Here is a 16718-nt window from a genome sequence, read left to right as displayed (position 1 = left end):
GAAACATAACGTACATTAGAACATCCGCTCGAAAGAGCGGGTGTTTTATTTTTGTAAATTTGTACCATTCCCCTCGGTCCCGGGACGGAGGACAATTTCATTCCCGCGCCGCTATCTGTTTATGCGCCATATGTTGTACACTTATATTAAATCCACGGACCGTGGAAACATTCCAAGCGGAAAAGATTATTTTAAAAGGAGATACAGCGTATGAAAAAGCGATGGGTGGATCAGCTGCTCGGTGGAGTCATCCTGATTGGGATCGGCGTTATATTTCTGCTGAACCAGCTCGGTGTTATCGACGTCAGTCTAGGTTATTTGATCGGCCATTATTGGCCTGTGATTTTGATCGTTCTGGGGCTCAAGGAACTGCTCAAAGGACGGAAGTCATTTGTCGGCGCGGCAGTTCTCCTGTTGATCGGGACCTTTTTTCTGGGAAGGAATGAGGGGTGGATCTGGGCTTCGCCAGGGAGCTTCTTCAAAATCCTGATTCCAGCCATATTGATTCTCGCAGGGTTGTACGTCATTTTTAAACCGCATGACCGTACGCCCCCAACGCCGCCGTCCGGTAAGCGCAGAGATGTAGAACCTCCCGCCTTTACGCCGGAACCGCCGGAGCCCGAGGATTTGACGGCTAAATCTACATTGGATCAACAGTTCGAGGAGAAATTCGGCATTCCGTTTACAGAGAAAAAACAGTCCGGTCACCAATCATTTCATTCCGAAGACGATATGGATGACGATGATTTCGATCCGGATGACGATGGGATCAAGGACAAATACAAGGACTACAAAAAGAAATACAAGCAGCAAAAAAAATACTACCAGCAGATGCGGCATGAATGGAAACAAGAAAGACGCCATGGCCAGCATTGGGAAGAGCAGGATGGGGGAGTTCACGAAGGGCACTATTACGATGGCGGAAAAATCAATCGCTCTTCGTTTATCGGAGATATTCATCTTGGACGCGATCATTTTCAACTGAAGCCCACGAATCTCTCCCAATTTATCGGAGATACGGTGTTGGATTTGACCAATGCGCATATCCCTTTCGGCGAAACGAAAATCAATATCTCGGCGTTTATCGGCGATATCAAAGTCTATATTCCTGACGATACGGATCTTGGCATTAGCGTGAACTCGAGTTCATTTATCGGGGACATGTCCATACTTAACGAATCTCGGAGCGGATTTATGAGCAGTTTACAAACGAGGACTCCTTATTATAAGGAAGCACGCAAGAAAATACGCATTAATGTCAGCGCATTTATTGGCGACATCAAAGTGAACAAAGTAGGTTAGCCGTATGTGGAATATTATGAAGAATACGAAATGGGTGCTGCTGTTTTATTTTCTTTTGACCGGGCTCTTGATGAGCGTGGTGATATATATCGGATCGCAAAGCGGATATTTGATTGTCAAAGGAACCTGGGTTTGGGTCTACACAAGCCTGGGCTTCCTGTTGTTTTCCATCATTATCGGCTATATGGCCGGCCAGCGGATTCAGCGAAAGGTCGATGTTCTCGAATACAATATGCTCCAGGTGGCTAAAGGCAATTTATCCGTGAGAATCGGGGAATGCGACGACCCGGCCTTTGCGCGGTTGTATCATGAATTCGACAATCTGATGGAAGCGATGGAGAAAAAGATGATGCTGCTGCAGCGAATGGGTGAGCAGGAGGTTGTCGAAAAGGAAAAGGCGGCTGAACGTGCGGTATTGGAAGAACGCCGCCGCATGGCACGGGATTTGCATGATACGGTCAGCCAGCAGCTGTTCGCTATTCATATGTCCGCCTCTTCGCTGCCCAAGGTGCTGGAGCGAAATGCGGAACAGGGACAAGTGGTGATGGAGCAGCTCATTTCCATGTCACAGATGGCGCAGAAGCAAATGCGTGCGCTGATCGCCCAGCTTCGTCCGGTTGAGCTTGAAGACAAAAATCTGGAAGAAGCGCTTGAAGTATGGTTCCCGGATTACTGCCGCCAGAACGGGCTCAAGGGTATGAAGGAAGTCGAACTGCAGGGGGAAATATCCGAAGCGATCGAACATCAGCTGTTTTTGATTATCCAGGAGGCAATGGCTAATATCGTAAAGCATGCCCAGGCCCGGCTTGTCAGCATGTCGCTGCGGGAAGAAGAGAGACAGGTTGCGCTCAGCATCAGCGACGATGGACGGGGGTTTAATCAGATACCGCATAAGACCGGATCTTATGGTTTGTCTACCATGCAGGAACGGGCCGAGAAACTGGGCGGCAAGGTGGAGATAATAAGCCGTCAGGGATCCGGAACAACGATTCGCGTACATATCCCCAAGTTTGGGGAAGGAACATCCGTCAAGGAGCATAAGATGGGAGAGGAAGAGGAATAATGGCAGATATAATAAAAGTGATGATCGTGGATGATCATGAGATGGTCCGTATGGGATTAAAAACTTATTTGATGCTGGATCCGACGATCGAGGTTGTTGGTGAAGCGGACAACGGCTCCAAAGTCGTGGATTGGCTTAAAAATGCCGCGCCGGAACAGTTCCCCGATTTGATCCTGATGGACCTGATGATGCCGGTCATGAACGGAGTTGAAACGACTAAAGTTGTCCTTGCCGAATACCCATCCATGAAAATCGTCATTTTGACGAGCTTTTTGGAAGATGAGCTTGTCGTCGAGGCCGTGGAAGCGGGTGCCGTCAGTTATGTTCTCAAAACGGTGTCGGCGGACGAACTGATTTATGCCCTGCAAGGAGCGAAACGGGGAATGCCTGTCATGACAGGCGATGTGTCCCAGGCGCTTACGCGGGGGATTCGCCAGCGCACCGTTCAAGGCGATTCCTCCGGCATGACCGAACGCGAGAAGGAAGTGCTGCTTCTGATCGCCGAAGGCAAAAGCAACAAGGATATCGCCGAAGAGCTGCATATCAGCATCAAGACGGTCAAAACCCATGTCAGCAACCTGCTGATGAAATGCGAGCTGGAGGACCGTACGCAGCTGGCTATTTACGCCCACCGCAAGGGATGGGTGCAGGGGGAGTAAGAGGGGCGCCGGACTGTCGTCTGTGAATTACATCGATATAATATTTCTTTTAGAAATCAGGCAAAAAATCAAAATTAGAGCTTGACAAAAAGCGAAAGTAGCGGAGGGAACGGAATCGATCTGAAGAAGCGATAGCGTTCGCCTTTGTCTCCGAATTTCTACCTTTGTGAATGGCTATATTCAAGAAATTGGGAGACAACAGCGATCGGAAGAACGATCCGTAACCGTAGCGTTCACCTCGCACAATATGTCAACCATAACTTTATGGATTGAGCCAGTTTTTCTTATCTCCTTTTTAATTGTTTTTAATCTGCTATTAAGGTTTATAGTCCATGATAATAACAGTTAAACAATTCCCTTATGAATTTGACATATAAACAAGGGTACACAGGAGGCATTAACATGGACGAAAGAAACAGATCCGGTCAACCTGAAGATGATTTCACAACGGACAACAACACGATGAAACGTCAAGAGTCTTCCGATTCGGGTTCTTCATACTATTACTCTTACGGCCCTTTCCAATCGCTTGGAAAGGATAACGCAGAGCAGAATGGCTTACAAAGTCATCAGCAAGACGATGTAGAGATCACGCCTCCGAACCCGGTTCGCCCACTCCCGACAGGAGGTACATTCAATTATTCAAACGATCCGGGAAATGCCGTCAGAAACGGTGGCGGGGCAGGAGGCGGAAACGGCAATTGGCAGTTCAATCAAAAGCCGCCCAAAACTTCGGTTAAAGCGATTTTGATTTCATTTTTGGCTGGTGTCGTCGTTGTCGGGGCATTGATGTTCACTTCGGATCGAATGAACTTATTTACCCCTAATACCGTAGCGTCATCTGCAGAGCAGCCAAGCACGCCCGTATCCACGGCACCTGAAAGCAGCGGCGGCAACTCGACGGCTTCCTACAACAAACCGCTCGATGTTTCCGGTGTGGTGGACCAAGCAGGACCTGCAGTAGTGAAAATCGAAACGCTCGTGAAATCGGGAAGCCGACAATCTCAATCGCCGTTCATGAACGACCCGTTCTCGTTTTTCTTCGGCGGTGACAGCGATTATTATGGCGGAGGTTCCGATTCCGGACAAAATACTCCACCCCAAGGACAATCGAAACAACTGGTTCCATATGCGATCGGCTCCGGATTTATTTACAATAAAGAGGGCTACATCCTGACGAATCAACACGTCATCGAAAATGCGGATGTCATTCAGGTAACGCTCGAAAATGAAAACAAAACGTATGAAGCCAAACTTCTTGGCAAATCGAAAGACCTTGACCTTGCGGTTCTGAAGATTTCAGGCAGCAAAGATTTCCCGGCTGTACCGCTCGGTGATTCTACTTCCATGAAAGTCGGCCAACCGGTAGTCGCCATCGGCAACCCTAAAGGTTTTGACCATACGGTCACGACCGGTGTACTTAGCGCACGTGAGCGTTCCATCGACATCAATGAGGAAACCGGCTCCGGCACCCGTAAGTACCAGCATCTGCTGCAAACAGACGCATCGATTAACCCTGGTAATTCCGGCGGACCGCTTCTGAATTTGAACGGTCAAGTCATCGGCATGAACGTTGCGGTAAGCGCGGATTCCCAAGGGATCGGTTTTGCCATTCCGACCAGCGTGATCAAAAATGTCGTGCAAAAGCTGGAAACCAACCAGGAAATCCCTAAAGATCCGGTACCGTTTATCGGCGCCAAGCTGATGACTTTGACGGATGAAGTTGCCAAGCAAATGGGTACTGATGTTAAAGAAGGCGTGGTAGTAGCAGAGGTAGTGTATAGATCCCCTGCTTATGAAGCGGACCTCCGCCCATATGACATCATTACAGGCGTAAATGGCACGAGCTTCAATAACAATAACGATTTGGTCAACTATATCCAAAAGCAAAAGGTAGGCTCCAAAGTAACGATGGACGTTGTCCGTAACGGCAAGAAAATGGAGCTGACGATAACCATCGGCGACAAAAACAAATACGCTTCTGTCGACCAGCAATAATCAGGCTGCTAAGCTTTAACAGCGGAAGGGAAAGTCCCTTCCGCTGTTTCTGTACAAAGATGCAAAGGGCATACATCACTGCTACAATAGAACTAGCAACGATAAGAGAAAACAAAGAGTATAGAAACAAAGGAGCCGCCTGTATATGCGATCAAAAGTATTGATTATCGATGACGACGAAAAAATTATTTCCATGCTGCGCAGAGGGCTTGCGTTTGAAGGATACGATATTATTACCGCCAACAACGGGGCGGAAGGATTAAAAAGCATTTTGAACAACGAACCGGACATGGTGATTCTGGATGTCATGATGCCTCAGGTAGACGGTTTTGAGGTATGCCGACGTTTGCGCGAAGGGGGCATACATGTCCCGGTGCTGATGTTGACCGCCAAAGACGAAATCGAACACCGCGTCAAAGGGCTGGATTTGGGCGCGGATGACTATCTGGTCAAACCGTTTGCGCTGGAAGAATTGCTTGCGCGCGTAAGGGCGCTGCTTCGCCGCAAACCTGGTCAGGAGGATGCGGAAGACCATCGTTTGACGTTTGAGGACATCGTTCTGGACGTCGACTCGAGAGAAGTGCTGCGGGGCGGCAAACGGCTGGAGCTGACTGCCAAGGAATTTGAGCTGCTGCATCTGTTTATGCAAAATCCGAAGCGCGTACTGTCGCGCGATCTCATTATGGATAAAATTTGGGGATATGATTACAGCGGCGAATCCAACGTGCTTGAGGTTTACATCGCGATGCTGCGCCAAAAAACCGAGGAGCATGGAGGCAAGCGGGTTATTCAAACCATACGCGGAGCCGGTTATATTTTGAGAGGTGACACCTAAACATGTCTATACGACTCCGGCTGACAGCCTGGTATACATGCATTTTGGCAGTGACGCTTGTATTGTTCGGATCTGCCGTGTACGGGGTTGTGCATTATAATATGTATTCCGATCTTAAGAAGAAACTTATGGACCAACGTAACAAAATTCAACGGAATTACATTATCGATCTGTCAAAAGGACAAGTGACATTTGATATCTACTTTTCAGGGGATATTCAGGCAGCGCAAATTTTCGGGCAATTCCATAATTATCAAAGCGGGTTAACTTACATCTCAAACAATATGGATCAGTCTGGTCCGGGATTTTCAGTACCTTCTGCTAAAAATGCCACCAGTGCCAAACAATTCGACAAGCTTTATTTGAAAGGAAACCCATTTTTGGTTTATCAGGAGCCGATCGTTTTACAAAACAACCAATTGGTCGGTTTCCTGCAGCTAGCCGTTTATACCGGACATGAGGAAAACATGATGAAGCTTCTCAGGAGCATTTTGATCACCAGCGCCACTATTATGCTTATCATGGCCACCACCTTCGGATTATTTCTGGCACGCAAATCCATGGCTCCGATCGGCAAGGTCATTGAGGCAGCGAGCCAAATCCAAAACGGCTCCGACCTAAGCGTGCGGATTGCGTATGACGGACCGCAGGACGAAATCGGGCAGCTGATCAATACGGTGAACAGCATGCTCGGGCGCATGGAGGGATTTTACAAAAATCTTGAGGAATCCTATGCAGCACAACGGCGTTTCGTATCGGACGCCTCCCACGAGCTTCGCACGCCGCTTACCACCATTCGCGGCAACGTGGATCTGTTGCAGAAGATGTGGTCCAAAGATGCGTCGGAGCGTCCAAACCTGGATGAAGAAACGATGCATGAGATGTCACTCGAAGCCGTGAGCGACATTGCGGACGAATCCAAGCGAATGAGCCGGCTGGTCGGCGACATGCTGTCCTTGGCGCGTGCGGATACCGGAAGAACTTTTGAAAAAGAACCGGTGCCGCTGGAAATCCTCGTGGAAGAGGTGGCGCGGCGGGCCAACATGCTTCCGCGTACGGCTGAATGGATTACGGGAGACTTTTCTATCCTGAACGGTATTTACATTAACGGCAATAAGGATTATATGCAGCAGATGCTGTTCATTTTCATCGAAAACGCATTTAAGTACACGCCGGAAGGCCAGGTTACGTTTGATGCTTTTATATATAAAAACCAGGTTGGGATTAGGATTTCCGACACCGGGATCGGTATGGACAAGGAGGAAGTTCCTTATATCTTCGACCGCTTTTACCGTGCGGACCAATCCCGCGGCGTAACGGAGGGCATTGGCCTGGGCTTGTCGATCGCCAAATGGATTATTGACGAGCTGCAGGGTTCGGTAGAAGTAGTCACGCGCCTGGGAGAAGGAACGACGTTTGTCATCTGGCTGCCGATCGTCTATCCGACGCCATTGGAATAGGTTATAATGGAATGTGACTGGTAGCACAAAGCATGAAGAAAGCAGGTGAAGCAGGTATGGAAGTCATTAAAATATCCCCGCGGGGGTACTGCTACGGCGTTGTGGACGCCATGGTGCTCGCGCGTCAGGCTGCGCAAAATCTGGATTTGCCGCGGCCGATATATATACTTGGCATGATTGTTCATAACAGCCATGTCACCAATTCCTTCGAGGACGAAGGCATTATTACGCTGGATGGCGCCAATCGCCTGGAAATTCTGAGTAAGGTGGATAAAGGGACGGTTATCTTTACGGCGCACGGCGTTTCGCCCGAGGTCCGGAAGTTAGCCCGCGAGAAAGGGCTGACAATGGTCGACGCGACCTGCCCGGACGTCACGAAAACGCATGATCTGATCCGCGAAAAAGTGGCGGAAGGTTATGAAGTGATTTATATCGGAAAAAAAGGCCATCCCGAGCCGGAAGGCGCTATCGGGATCGCGCCCGATCACGTGCATCTCATCGAAAAAGAAGAAGAGATTGCCGATCTGAAAGTGTCCTCTTCACGTATTATCATCACGAACCAGACAACCATGAGCCAGTGGGACATCAAGCATATCGTGAAAAAACTGCTTGAGCTGTATCCGGGTGCTGAAGTGCATAACGAAATTTGCCTCGCAACCCAGGTGCGTCAGGAAGCGGTCGCGGAGCAGGCCGGACAGGCCGAGCTGGTGATTGTGGTCGGAGACCCCAGAAGCAACAATTCCAACCGGCTTGCGCAAGTTTCCGAAGAAATTGCCCATGTCAAAGCATACCGGATTGCGGATATTACCGAGCTTAAACGCGAATGGCTGGAAGGCATCAACAAGGTGGCTGTGACATCCGGGGCGTCAACCCCAACGCCGATTACGAAAGAGGTTATTACCTATCTGGAGCAATACGATCCGGATAACCCTGATACATGGGAAATCCAGCGGACGGTGAATATGAATAAATTGCTGCCTCCGGTAAAAGCAAAAAAATAACTGCATGATTTAAACGGGCTTTCCATTGATGGAAGGCCTGTTTTTTTGTAATGAATAGAAGTTTTTTTGGGGTCCCCGCAAAGTATTTGGAATAAGGATCGAAGCGGAGGCCCCACTTTGTGGGGGGATTTTGTTGACTTGACGAATGGGGAGAAATGGTATAAAGTAACTTTAACGATTAAAAGCATAAAAGCTTAAAAGCGTTTAAGTGAACATATGAAATTTTCACATTCAAATTAAAATACGGCTCAACATCATAATTAGTATTTGACTATAGGCAAAGTAGCGGAGGGGACAGAAGAATCGATCTGAAGAACGATATCCTTAGCAGAAGCGTTCAACCTCACATCATATCAAAAACTAATTTCAATTTTGAGCCTGAATGCTACAGCAAAAAAAGGGGCAGTGTTTATGTGCCTTCATGGAGAGAGGAATGGTAGTTATGATCGTTATTGCTTCTAATACGGCACCAGAGGAACAAATTCAGGATATTGTCCGCGTTATTGAGAAAAACGGACTTCAAGCCTCTGTCTCTAAAGGGACGGACCATACGGTAATCGGCCTTGTCGGCAAAGTGGAACCGGGACTCGCAGAGCATTTGCGGCAGATGAAGGGTGTTGAAAATGTCGTTAAAATTACCAAGTCCTATAAATTGGCTAGCAGGGACTTCCATCCGGAAAATACCGTGATCGATATTAAAGGCGTAAAAATCGGCGGGGAAGAGCTCGTAGTTATGGGCGGTCCATGCGCGGTCGAATCCCCGGCCCAGATCGATGAAATCGCGGCGCTGGTAAAAGCGGCGGGAGGACAAGTACTGCGCGGAGGCGCGTTCAAACCGCGCACGGGGCCGTACAGCTTTCAAGGCGTTGGCGTAGAGGGCCTCATCATGATGGCTGAAGCCGGACAGAAACATGGGCTTTTGACCATTACGGAGGTCATGACGCCGGAATACGTTGATATTTGCGCGGAATATGCGGATATTTTACAGGTAGGCACGCGCAACATGCAGAATTTCGACCTGCTGCGCAAACTGGGGACTTGCGGGAAACCTGTTCTTTTGAAACGCGGCTTTAGCGCGACTTACGACGAGCTTCTTAACGCCGCCGAGTACATCCTTGCCGGAGGAAACCCGAACGTTATGCTTTGCGAACGCGGTATCCGTACTTTTGAAAGCTACACGCGGAATACGCTCGATCTGTCCGCTATTCCAGTATTGCAGCAGCTCAGCCACTTGCCGGTTATTTCCGACCCGAGCCATGGTACGGGTCGCCGCGAGCTCGTTGAGCCGATGTCGAAAGCATCCGTTGCCGCCGGCGCGAACGGTCTGATCATCGAGATGCATACCGACCCGGACAATTCAATGACAGGCGATGGCGTGCAGTCCCTGTTCCCTGATCAATTTGCGGCGCTGCTAAAAGATTTGGAAAAGCTGGCTCCGCTTGTCGGACGCACCTTTAATACGAAAAAAGCTCCAGCCGAAGTGTTTGCCGTATAAATAATTTCCAGCACAATCTAAGCCTGCCTACCGGGTAAAACTGGTAGGACGGGCTATTTCTGTTTTATTGACATAGGCTTCCACCCAATTGTGTAAGATTACCTGACACCAGTCAAAAAAATACCTGACATGAATATTGACGATGTCAGGTTTGACGTTTTATAATGACGACATAAAATGATTAGACACTGAACGTTTAGGTTAAATACATGGCTTAATGTTCGGATATATTGGGAGGAAGAGATCATGTCGGTTGAAAATGTGTTGAAAACAATCAAAGATAATGCAATTGAGTGGGTGGATTTTCGCTTTGTTGATTTGTCCGGACGCGCCCATCACATTTCTTTGCCCGCCAGAGAAGTGGATGAAGAGACGTTTGTAAACGGGGTTGCATTTGACGGCTCTTCCATCGCCGGCTTCCGTGGGATTGAAGAATCCGATATGGTCATGATGCCTGATCCGGATGCGGTTTTTATCGATCCATTCACCGCCCATCCGACATTAAATATCATGTGCAACATCTATACGCCGGATGGCGAACGTTATGAACGCGACCCGCGCAGCATTGCGGCTAAAGCCGAAGAGTACTTGCAGGTCAGCGGCGTAGGGACAGCAGCTTTCTTCGCGCCGGAGTCCGAGTTTTTTATTTTCGATGATGTGCGTTACGAAAGCAGCATGAACAGCTCTTCCTTCTTTGTAGATTCCGAAGAAGCCGCATGGAATACCGGCCGCAAGGAAGAAGGCGGCAATCTCGGCTTTAAAATCAAAGCGAAAGGCGGATATGTTCCGGTTGCTCCGGTAGATACGCAGCAGGACATCCGCAGCGAAATGTGCCGTCTGCTTGAAGAAGTCGGACTGCGCGTGGAACGCCATCACCATGAAGTAGCCACTGCGGGCCAAGCGGAGATCAACTTCCGTTTTGACACCTTGAAGAAAACAGCGGATAACCTGCTGATCTACAAATATATCGTTCATAATACAGCGCGCCAGTACGGCAAAGTGGCGACCTTTATGCCGAAGCCTCTCTTCGGGGATAACGGCAGCGGCATGCATGTGCACCAATCCATCTTTGATGGCGATACGCCTCTGTTCTATGAAAAAGGCGGTTACGCGAACCTGAGCGAGATGGCTCTTCATTACATCGGCGGTATTCTGTACCATGCTCCTGCGCTGCTCGCGCTGACGAATCCGTCGACCAACTCTTTCAAACGCCTGGTTCCAGGCTATGAAGCGCCAGTCAACCTGGTATTCTCCAAAGGCAACCGTTCAGCAGCCATCCGGATTCCGGTCGCTGCCGTGACGCCAAAAGGCTGCCGGATCGAGTTCCGTACGCCGGACTCCACGGCGAATCCTTACCTGGCCTTCGCCGCGATGCTGATGGCCGGTCTGGACGGGATCAAACGCAAAATCAATCCGATTGAGCTAGGTTACGGGCCGATGGATAAAAACATCTATGAGCTGAGCGATGAGCAGAAGGAGCAAATCCGCAGCGTGCCGGGTACGCTTGATGAAGCGCTTGACGCATTGCAAGCCGACTGCGAGTTCCTGTTTGAAGGCGGCGTGTTTACGAAAGACTTCATCGATAACTACATCGACCTGAAACGAAGTGAAGCTAAAGCCGTATCCATCCGCATTCATCCGCATGAATACAGTTTGTACTTTGATTGCTAATCATGCGTATCGAAGACTGTCCTGTTCAGGGCAGTCTTTTTCATCAAGGTTGAAGGGATCCGGTTTAGTGTGGTCATTTTTTAACGGACACGGATGCCGCTAATGCTGCTATAGAGGTGACTTTCAGCCTCTATAAATTCTAACGGACACAGCGACCGCTAAAGAGGGGATTTTCAGCGTTTATAAATTCTAACGGACACAGTTGCATCTATTTAGTGAAAATCCCCCTTTTGGGGACGGTTTTAAGCAAACTAAGCGCTTGGGTGACCGTTAGAATTCGAAAATGGCTGTTTTTTGCCAAATAGCGTCCATGGTGTCCGTTAGTTATGTCATAGGTGCGAAGAGAGATGTCGCTCAACTTTAACGGACACGGATGCCGCTAATTCCGCTATAGAGGTGACTTTCGGTAGTAAAACCGCAGAGTGGATTAAGTTGAGCACAGGGGGACGTTGAAGCTGAGAAGGTACTGAATTTTTCTAACGAAACTGTGAAGCGTTATTGCCACAAAAAACGGGCTATTTCAGATCTAACGAAACTACATATCGTTATTCGAGCGTAAAACAGCTTCAAACCCTTGAAGTTTGCCGAATAACGATACCCAGTTTCGTTGGAAGTTTAAACGGCTTTATTTCACACGAATAACGATCTCCAGTTTCGTTAGAAACTTAGACGGTTTTAGTTTCGTTAGAATTCCCAGCGAGACATCAGAAGTTCTTGGAAGTGTCTTTTTGGATTTTTGCAAAATCCTTACGTATGAAACTCCTTCGCCATCCGCTTTATAATTTTATCTCGGTAATGCTTTATATCAGTAAAAGAAATATGCTAAAGTGGAAGTAGAAAAGGGATACGGTGCGGGGATGAAGTATGTGAAATTTGATGCTTGATGCTCCCCGGGATACCTGCTATCATTTACTAAAATTAGCTACAGAGAGAGGATGGAGAGTTATCGTGAGCAAGAGAGCCTATAATTTCAATGCGGGCCCGGCGGCGCTGCCGCTTGAAGTTTTGACGCGCGCACAAGCCGAGTTTGTTGATTTTCGGGGAACAGGCATGTCTATTATGGAGATGTCGCATCGGGGCAAGGTTTATGAAGAAGTTCATCATGAAGCTGAGAATCGCCTTTTGTCGCTTCTCGGCAATCCCCAAGGATACAAGGTATTGTTCCTGCAGGGCGGCGCAAGCACGCAGTTTGCGATGATTCCGATGAATTTCCTGACCGAAGGCAAAACGGCAAGCTACGTAAAAAGCGGAAGCTGGGCGGACAAAGCGATCAAGGAAGCGGAACTGATCGGAGAAACGCATATTGCGGCTTCTTCCGAAGCAGACAAATATATGAAGATTCCGGATCTTGGCAGCATTGAAATTCCGAACAATGCGGCTTACCTGCATGTTACCTCCAACGAAACGATTGAGGGAACGCAGTACCAGTTGTATCCGGAAACAGGCGATGTGCCGCTGATCGCGGATATGTCGAGCGACATTTTATGCCGTGAGTTCGATGTGAACCAGTTTGATTTCATTTATGCGGGAGCCCAAAAAAATCTCGGACCATCAGGAGTGACGGTCGTGATTGCCCGCGAGGAACTGCTGACGGATTCCCCGCGGCATATTCCGACGATGCTTCGCTATAGCACACATGCCAAAAATGACTCTCTGTATAACACGCCTCCGTCTTTCTCAGTATATATGGTGAACGAAGTATTGAAATGGATCGAAGAGCAGGGGGGCCTTGCAGGAGTAGAGCAGGCCAACCGCAAGAAGGCAGGCTTGATTTATGATATAATCGATAGCAGCGAAGGCTTCTATCGCGGTCCTGTCGATGCCGGCAGCCGTTCCTTGATGAACATCACGTTCCGCTTGGCATCGGAAGAGCTCGAGAAGCAGTTTATCAAGGAATCGGAGCAAGCGGGATTCGTCGGACTGAAAGGTCACCGCAGCGTAGGCGGTTTGCGCGCATCCACATACAATGCGGTTCCTTACGAAAGCTGCAAAGCTCTGGCGGACTTCATGGCCGATTTCAAGAAAAGTCATGGATAAAGCATCTCGGCAGGAGGCTAAACATCCTGCCGAGATGTAGTGTAAAGCCTTTCGCCTTCTGGCGGAAGGCTTTTTTTGAGAGTATAGAATTGAGTTAACTTATATTGAAGGATGGAGTGAATGATCATGGCACTGCATATCGTGCTTGTAGAACCTGAAATACCGGCCAATACCGGAAACATTGCCAGAACCTGTGCGGCGACGGGCATCCATTTGCATTTGGTGCGTCCGCTCGGCTTTAGCACGGATGACTCCAAGCTGAAAAGGGCCGGACTTGATTACTGGTATGCGGTTCACATCGAATATCATGATTCTTTTGCGGAACTGCAGGAGAAATATCCGGAAGGACGCTTTTTTTATACATCGACCAAAGCCGACAAAAGATATGACACGGTACAATATCGGGATGGCGATTTTTTCGTTTTCGGCAAAGAAACGAAGGGACTGCCTCCAGAGCTGCTGGCGGCCAACCCGGATACGTGCATCCGGATGCCAATGACCGATAAGGTCCGTTCCTTGAATCTGTCCAATTCGGCGGCAATTATTGTGTTTGAGGCGCTGCGACAACTGGATTTTCCTGGAATGGAGTAAGTCTTTATTTTTTTGTCAGGAAAGAAATAAAAAATTCAGGAAGTTAGCAGGATTCGACATCCTCATATCGAACTATTAACAAAGACCCATTTTTTTGAGTGCTGACAGCATCGGGGGTACGGTCTAATCTTAAAAACGTCTGCCGCTTTCTAGCGGATGTTTTTCCTTTGAGTTATGGCAATTTTAGGCTTCACGAAAGGCTGGTTCATGCTGTAATCTTAAAGGAAGTGACTAGTTAATAGGAGAGGTGTAGTTGGTCTATGAAACCTGCTGGTGTAGTTCGCAAAGTCGATCAGCTGGGAAGAATTGTCTTGCCCAAATCTTTGAGAAAACGGTATCAGATGAATGAGGGGGATCCTGTCGAGATTTTGGTGCAGGGAGATCATATCATTCTTGAACGTTATCGTCCCAAATGCGTATTCTGCGGTTCCATGGATGAAGTGAGCGAGTTCAAGGAACGTTATATTTGCGGACAGTGTCAAATGGATATGGCGCAGCTGCAAAAACACGCATAACAACATTTCAGGCATCACGATTATTCGTGATGTTTCTTTTTTTGCGAGACATATTGCCCGGGACATGGGTGCAGACAGAAGAAAAGGCTCCCTTGTTCAGGAAGCCTTTCTGCCTGTTTGGGTTACAGGCCTTTGGTTTTATCATCGTTATACGATGCAGTTAAAATGCCGGTCAGGAACATAGCAAGCACCAGTGCAATAATCCAAAAGGTTAATGAGAACGACATTAAAGGCCACCTCCCGCTAATCTACCATGCTCATTAAAGATTATTATACCCAGACTTCCGCGAAAAATAAATGACTATTACTTAAGAATATTTTTTACTTGAAAAATAAGAAGTGGGTTGGCACCGGCCTTAGGTTCCCGTCAGATGGATTATTGATCACTCTTCCGTTTACAATAAGGGAGGAAGAGCCGCCGCCATCCAAATTATACGCATCGATAACGCCGAGCCCGTGCATCTTGCTTTGCAGTTCCTGCAGCGTAGCGCCTGAACTGCCGTTTTCGTTATAGCCGTCAACAACGATGATCAAGATCTGGTCATCCTTATAGTTTCCAATGACGGTGCGAGGCGCGCGTTTGGGGGAAACCTGCCATTTCTCCGGAATTGGCATCGGCTGCCCGCTTTTGAGCAGTACTGGCACAAAGGTTGCGCCGAATCTCGGATTTAAGCTATCCAGATCGGATTGCTGCCAGAACTTTCCGCCAATCAGCTTGCCGGAATCATTCAGCCCCACAAAGAACAAATCCTTGAAGCTGGATTCGAAGCCGGTTACGTATTTCCCGTTGAGGACAGTCGTGCTGAGCGGATAACGCTTGCCGCCGCTATCTGCGAAACCGCCTGCGTTAATGCCGGCAACGGCTCCATGCCTTTTGACCGCCTGCAGGGTGGTTTCGGCTCCTCCGACTTGATCGCGCCCGAGGCTCATCTGCATCGCTTTGGCATCTTTAAGCTTCACCTTCATAGCATACCCATGATATACTCCGGGATTCACTCTAAACAGTTCAAGGCGAATACGGTCGCTTTCGATCCGTTCGAATGGTACGCCAAGTTTGGCGGTAATTCTCCGGTTATAAATGTACTCCGGGCGCGCGGCTTGGGTCTGGGCGGTTTTTACGATTTGGTTCATGGTCCCCGTCGTTTGTTTATAAAGCGCCGAGGTTTTGCGGATCGAAGAAATCGTCACTTTCATGGTTTGGTCGGCCTTGTCCAGATTTTGCATAAGCTCCGCCGTCTGGATTGTCAGCGACGGTTCGGGAATGTAGTCTTGTGTATCGATCTCTAGATGCATAGGCCTGAATCCGATGAATAAAAATAAAAGAAGCCCAAAAAATGGTCCGGTCGCAAGCAAAAAAAAGCGGTTGATTTTTTTCTTTTTCGTGATCATTTCAGAAGTTCCATTTTCTGCTGCAGGGTATTCAGCTGTTTTTTAACTTCGTTCAGCTGCGTGTACAACTTGTTGCTGTTATCCGTTTTGCTGGTGGCGTTATCTTTCGTAAATGTCAGCAGCTCGTTGAATGATTGCACCTTGCTTTCAAGCTCCTTGACCTCATCGGACAAAGCTGCGAATTTTGCCTCATAACCCATCTTCAGTTCATTCATCTGCTTGCGGGAATCTGCCTGAAGCTGCCGGATGACTTCCTGCTTCATGTGATTGCTATATAAATAAGCTGCTGTAATTCCTGCTGTAATGAGCAATATCCAAATGATCCAAACGAGCTTGGCCGAGGGGGAACTTTCCCGTCTTGTTTGGTTCTTGTAGGATGCGGAAGATTCTGTCGAAGATTGCATAGGATCACCTCGGTAAAAATGGAATTTTCAAGTCTTCAAGGATGATCCGCCATAACCGTAAAACATCCGCCAGGACGCGGTCTGTCTACCGTAACAGGTGATATCCCGAAGAGGTTTTTATTGCCAGTCCCCATTCTATCATTCTCCTGTCAATTTCGCAAAAATGAATCTAAAGTCACAGAAAAGCCCAAAAAGAGATTGCGCCCGATGGAATCGTTGCGATACAATCTTGTTAGATTTATTAGCAGCAGGACAGCGGAAATGCGAAATTTAACATAATTTGCCTATCATACCTCCC

14 protein-coding genes are annotated in these 16718 nt (G+C 48.2%); 12 read left to right on the top strand and 2 right to left on the bottom strand.

From position 1 onward, the window contains the following. The first annotated feature begins 210 nt into the window (after positions 1–210). From liaF to L6442_RS25410, 12 genes are all read left to right on the top strand, one after another. The gene (liaF, locus tag L6442_RS25465) at positions 211–1302 is read left to right on the top strand and encodes a cell wall-active antibiotics response protein LiaF (RefSeq protein WP_194229837.1); all 1092 of its coding nucleotides are present in this window, start codon (positions 211–213) and stop codon (positions 1300–1302) included. A gap of 16 nt (positions 1303–1318) precedes the next feature. Further along, a complete protein-coding gene (locus L6442_RS25460) occupies positions 1319–2365 on the top strand; it encodes a histidine kinase (RefSeq protein WP_373871785.1) in 1047 nt (348 codons plus the stop codon). Further along, positions 2365–3024, top strand: coding sequence for a response regulator (locus tag L6442_RS25455; RefSeq protein WP_272880277.1), 660 nt, complete (start codon positions 2365–2367; stop codon positions 3022–3024). The genes L6442_RS25460 and L6442_RS25455 overlap by 1 nt, the downstream gene beginning before the upstream one ends. A 402-nt stretch (positions 3025–3426) precedes the next feature. Then, the gene (locus L6442_RS25450) at positions 3427–5022 is read left to right on the top strand and encodes a S1C family serine protease (protein WP_212977017.1); all 1596 of its coding nucleotides are present in this window, start codon (positions 3427–3429) and stop codon (positions 5020–5022) included. A 145-nt stretch (positions 5023–5167) separates the two neighbouring features. Continuing rightward, complete coding sequence (locus L6442_RS25445; RefSeq protein WP_212977016.1) at positions 5168–5857, top strand: response regulator transcription factor; 690 nt, start codon at positions 5168–5170, stop codon at positions 5855–5857. Positions 5858–5859: 2 nt separating this feature from the next. After that, the gene (locus L6442_RS25440) at positions 5860–7317 is read left to right on the top strand and encodes a sensor histidine kinase (protein ID WP_212977015.1); all 1458 of its coding nucleotides are present in this window, start codon (positions 5860–5862) and stop codon (positions 7315–7317) included. A 56-nt stretch (positions 7318–7373) separates the two neighbouring features. After that, positions 7374–8318: a 4-hydroxy-3-methylbut-2-enyl diphosphate reductase gene (locus tag L6442_RS25435; RefSeq protein ID WP_212977178.1), complete on the top strand. Its 945-nt coding sequence runs from the start codon at positions 7374–7376 to the stop codon at positions 8316–8318. 442 nt (positions 8319–8760) lie between these two features. Beyond that, on the top strand, positions 8761–9813 hold the full coding sequence (gene aroF / locus L6442_RS25430) for a 3-deoxy-7-phosphoheptulonate synthase (protein ID WP_194229907.1): 1053 nt from the start codon (positions 8761–8763) through the stop codon (positions 9811–9813). Positions 9814–10059: 246 nt separating this feature from the next. Beyond that, complete coding sequence (gene glnA / locus L6442_RS25425; RefSeq protein ID WP_212977014.1) at positions 10060–11484, top strand: type I glutamate--ammonia ligase; 1425 nt, start codon at positions 10060–10062, stop codon at positions 11482–11484. Between the two features lie 945 nt (positions 11485–12429). Further along, positions 12430–13521: a 3-phosphoserine/phosphohydroxythreonine transaminase gene (gene serC / locus L6442_RS25420; RefSeq protein ID WP_212977177.1), complete on the top strand. Its 1092-nt coding sequence runs from the start codon at positions 12430–12432 to the stop codon at positions 13519–13521. A gap of 126 nt (positions 13522–13647) precedes the next feature. Then, complete coding sequence (trmL, locus tag L6442_RS25415; protein ID WP_194229831.1) at positions 13648–14112, top strand: tRNA (uridine(34)/cytosine(34)/5-carboxymethylaminomethyluridine(34)-2'-O)-methyltransferase TrmL; 465 nt, start codon at positions 13648–13650, stop codon at positions 14110–14112. A 260-nt stretch (positions 14113–14372) separates the two neighbouring features. Next, entirely contained in the window at positions 14373–14627 is a 255-nt protein-coding gene (locus L6442_RS25410) for an AbrB/MazE/SpoVT family DNA-binding domain-containing protein (protein ID WP_194229830.1), read from the top strand. 321 nt (positions 14628–14948) lie between these two features. On the opposite strand, the gene L6442_RS25405 is transcribed toward L6442_RS25410, so the two are convergent. Together L6442_RS25405 and L6442_RS25400 are read right to left on the bottom strand one after the other, a co-directional pair. Further along, a complete protein-coding gene (locus L6442_RS25405; RefSeq protein WP_194229829.1) occupies positions 14949–16016 on the bottom strand; it encodes a phosphodiester glycosidase family protein in 1068 nt (355 codons plus the stop codon). Beyond that, positions 16013–16420, bottom strand: a complete 408-nt coding sequence (locus L6442_RS25400) for a hypothetical protein (RefSeq protein WP_194229828.1) — start codon at positions 16418–16420, stop codon at positions 16013–16015. Before L6442_RS25400 ends, L6442_RS25405 begins: the two co-directional genes overlap by 4 nt. Positions 16421–16718 lie beyond the last annotated feature (298 nt).

Source organism: Paenibacillus azoreducens, assembly GCF_021654775.1.
Classification (GTDB): domain Bacteria; phylum Bacillota; class Bacilli; order Paenibacillales; family Paenibacillaceae; genus Paenibacillus_AQ; species Paenibacillus_AQ azoreducens.
Note: the sequence above shows the minus strand (reverse complement) of the source record. Positions and strands in the feature narration are given on the sequence as shown.

Coding starts and splice junctions, on each gene's coding strand:
- L6442_RS25440 (WP_212977015.1), top strand. CDS start 5,860: ATGTCTATACGACTCCGGCTGACAGCCTGGTATACATGCATTTTGGCA.
- L6442_RS25450 (WP_212977017.1), top strand. CDS start 3,427: ATGGACGAAAGAAACAGATCCGGTCAACCTGAAGATGATTTCACAACG.
- L6442_RS25445 (WP_212977016.1), top strand. CDS start 5,168: ATGCGATCAAAAGTATTGATTATCGATGACGACGAAAAAATTATTTCC.
- L6442_RS25455 (WP_272880277.1), top strand. CDS start 2,365: ATGGCAGATATAATAAAAGTGATGATCGTGGATGATCATGAGATGGTC.
- L6442_RS25435 (WP_212977178.1), top strand. CDS start 7,374: ATGGAAGTCATTAAAATATCCCCGCGGGGGTACTGCTACGGCGTTGTG.
- L6442_RS25400 (WP_194229828.1), bottom strand. CDS start 16,420: ATGCAATCTTCGACAGAATCTTCCGCATCCTACAAGAACCAAACAAGA.
- aroF (WP_194229907.1), top strand. CDS start 8,761: ATGATCGTTATTGCTTCTAATACGGCACCAGAGGAACAAATTCAGGAT.
- L6442_RS25405 (WP_194229829.1), bottom strand. CDS start 16,016: ATGATCACGAAAAAGAAAAAAATCAACCGCTTTTTTTTGCTTGCGACC.
- L6442_RS25410 (WP_194229830.1), top strand. CDS start 14,373: ATGAAACCTGCTGGTGTAGTTCGCAAAGTCGATCAGCTGGGAAGAATT.
- glnA (WP_212977014.1), top strand. CDS start 10,060: ATGTCGGTTGAAAATGTGTTGAAAACAATCAAAGATAATGCAATTGAG.
- L6442_RS25460 (WP_373871785.1), top strand. CDS start 1,319: ATGAAGAATACGAAATGGGTGCTGCTGTTTTATTTTCTTTTGACCGGG.
- trmL (WP_194229831.1), top strand. CDS start 13,648: ATGGCACTGCATATCGTGCTTGTAGAACCTGAAATACCGGCCAATACC.
- liaF (WP_194229837.1), top strand. CDS start 211: ATGAAAAAGCGATGGGTGGATCAGCTGCTCGGTGGAGTCATCCTGATT.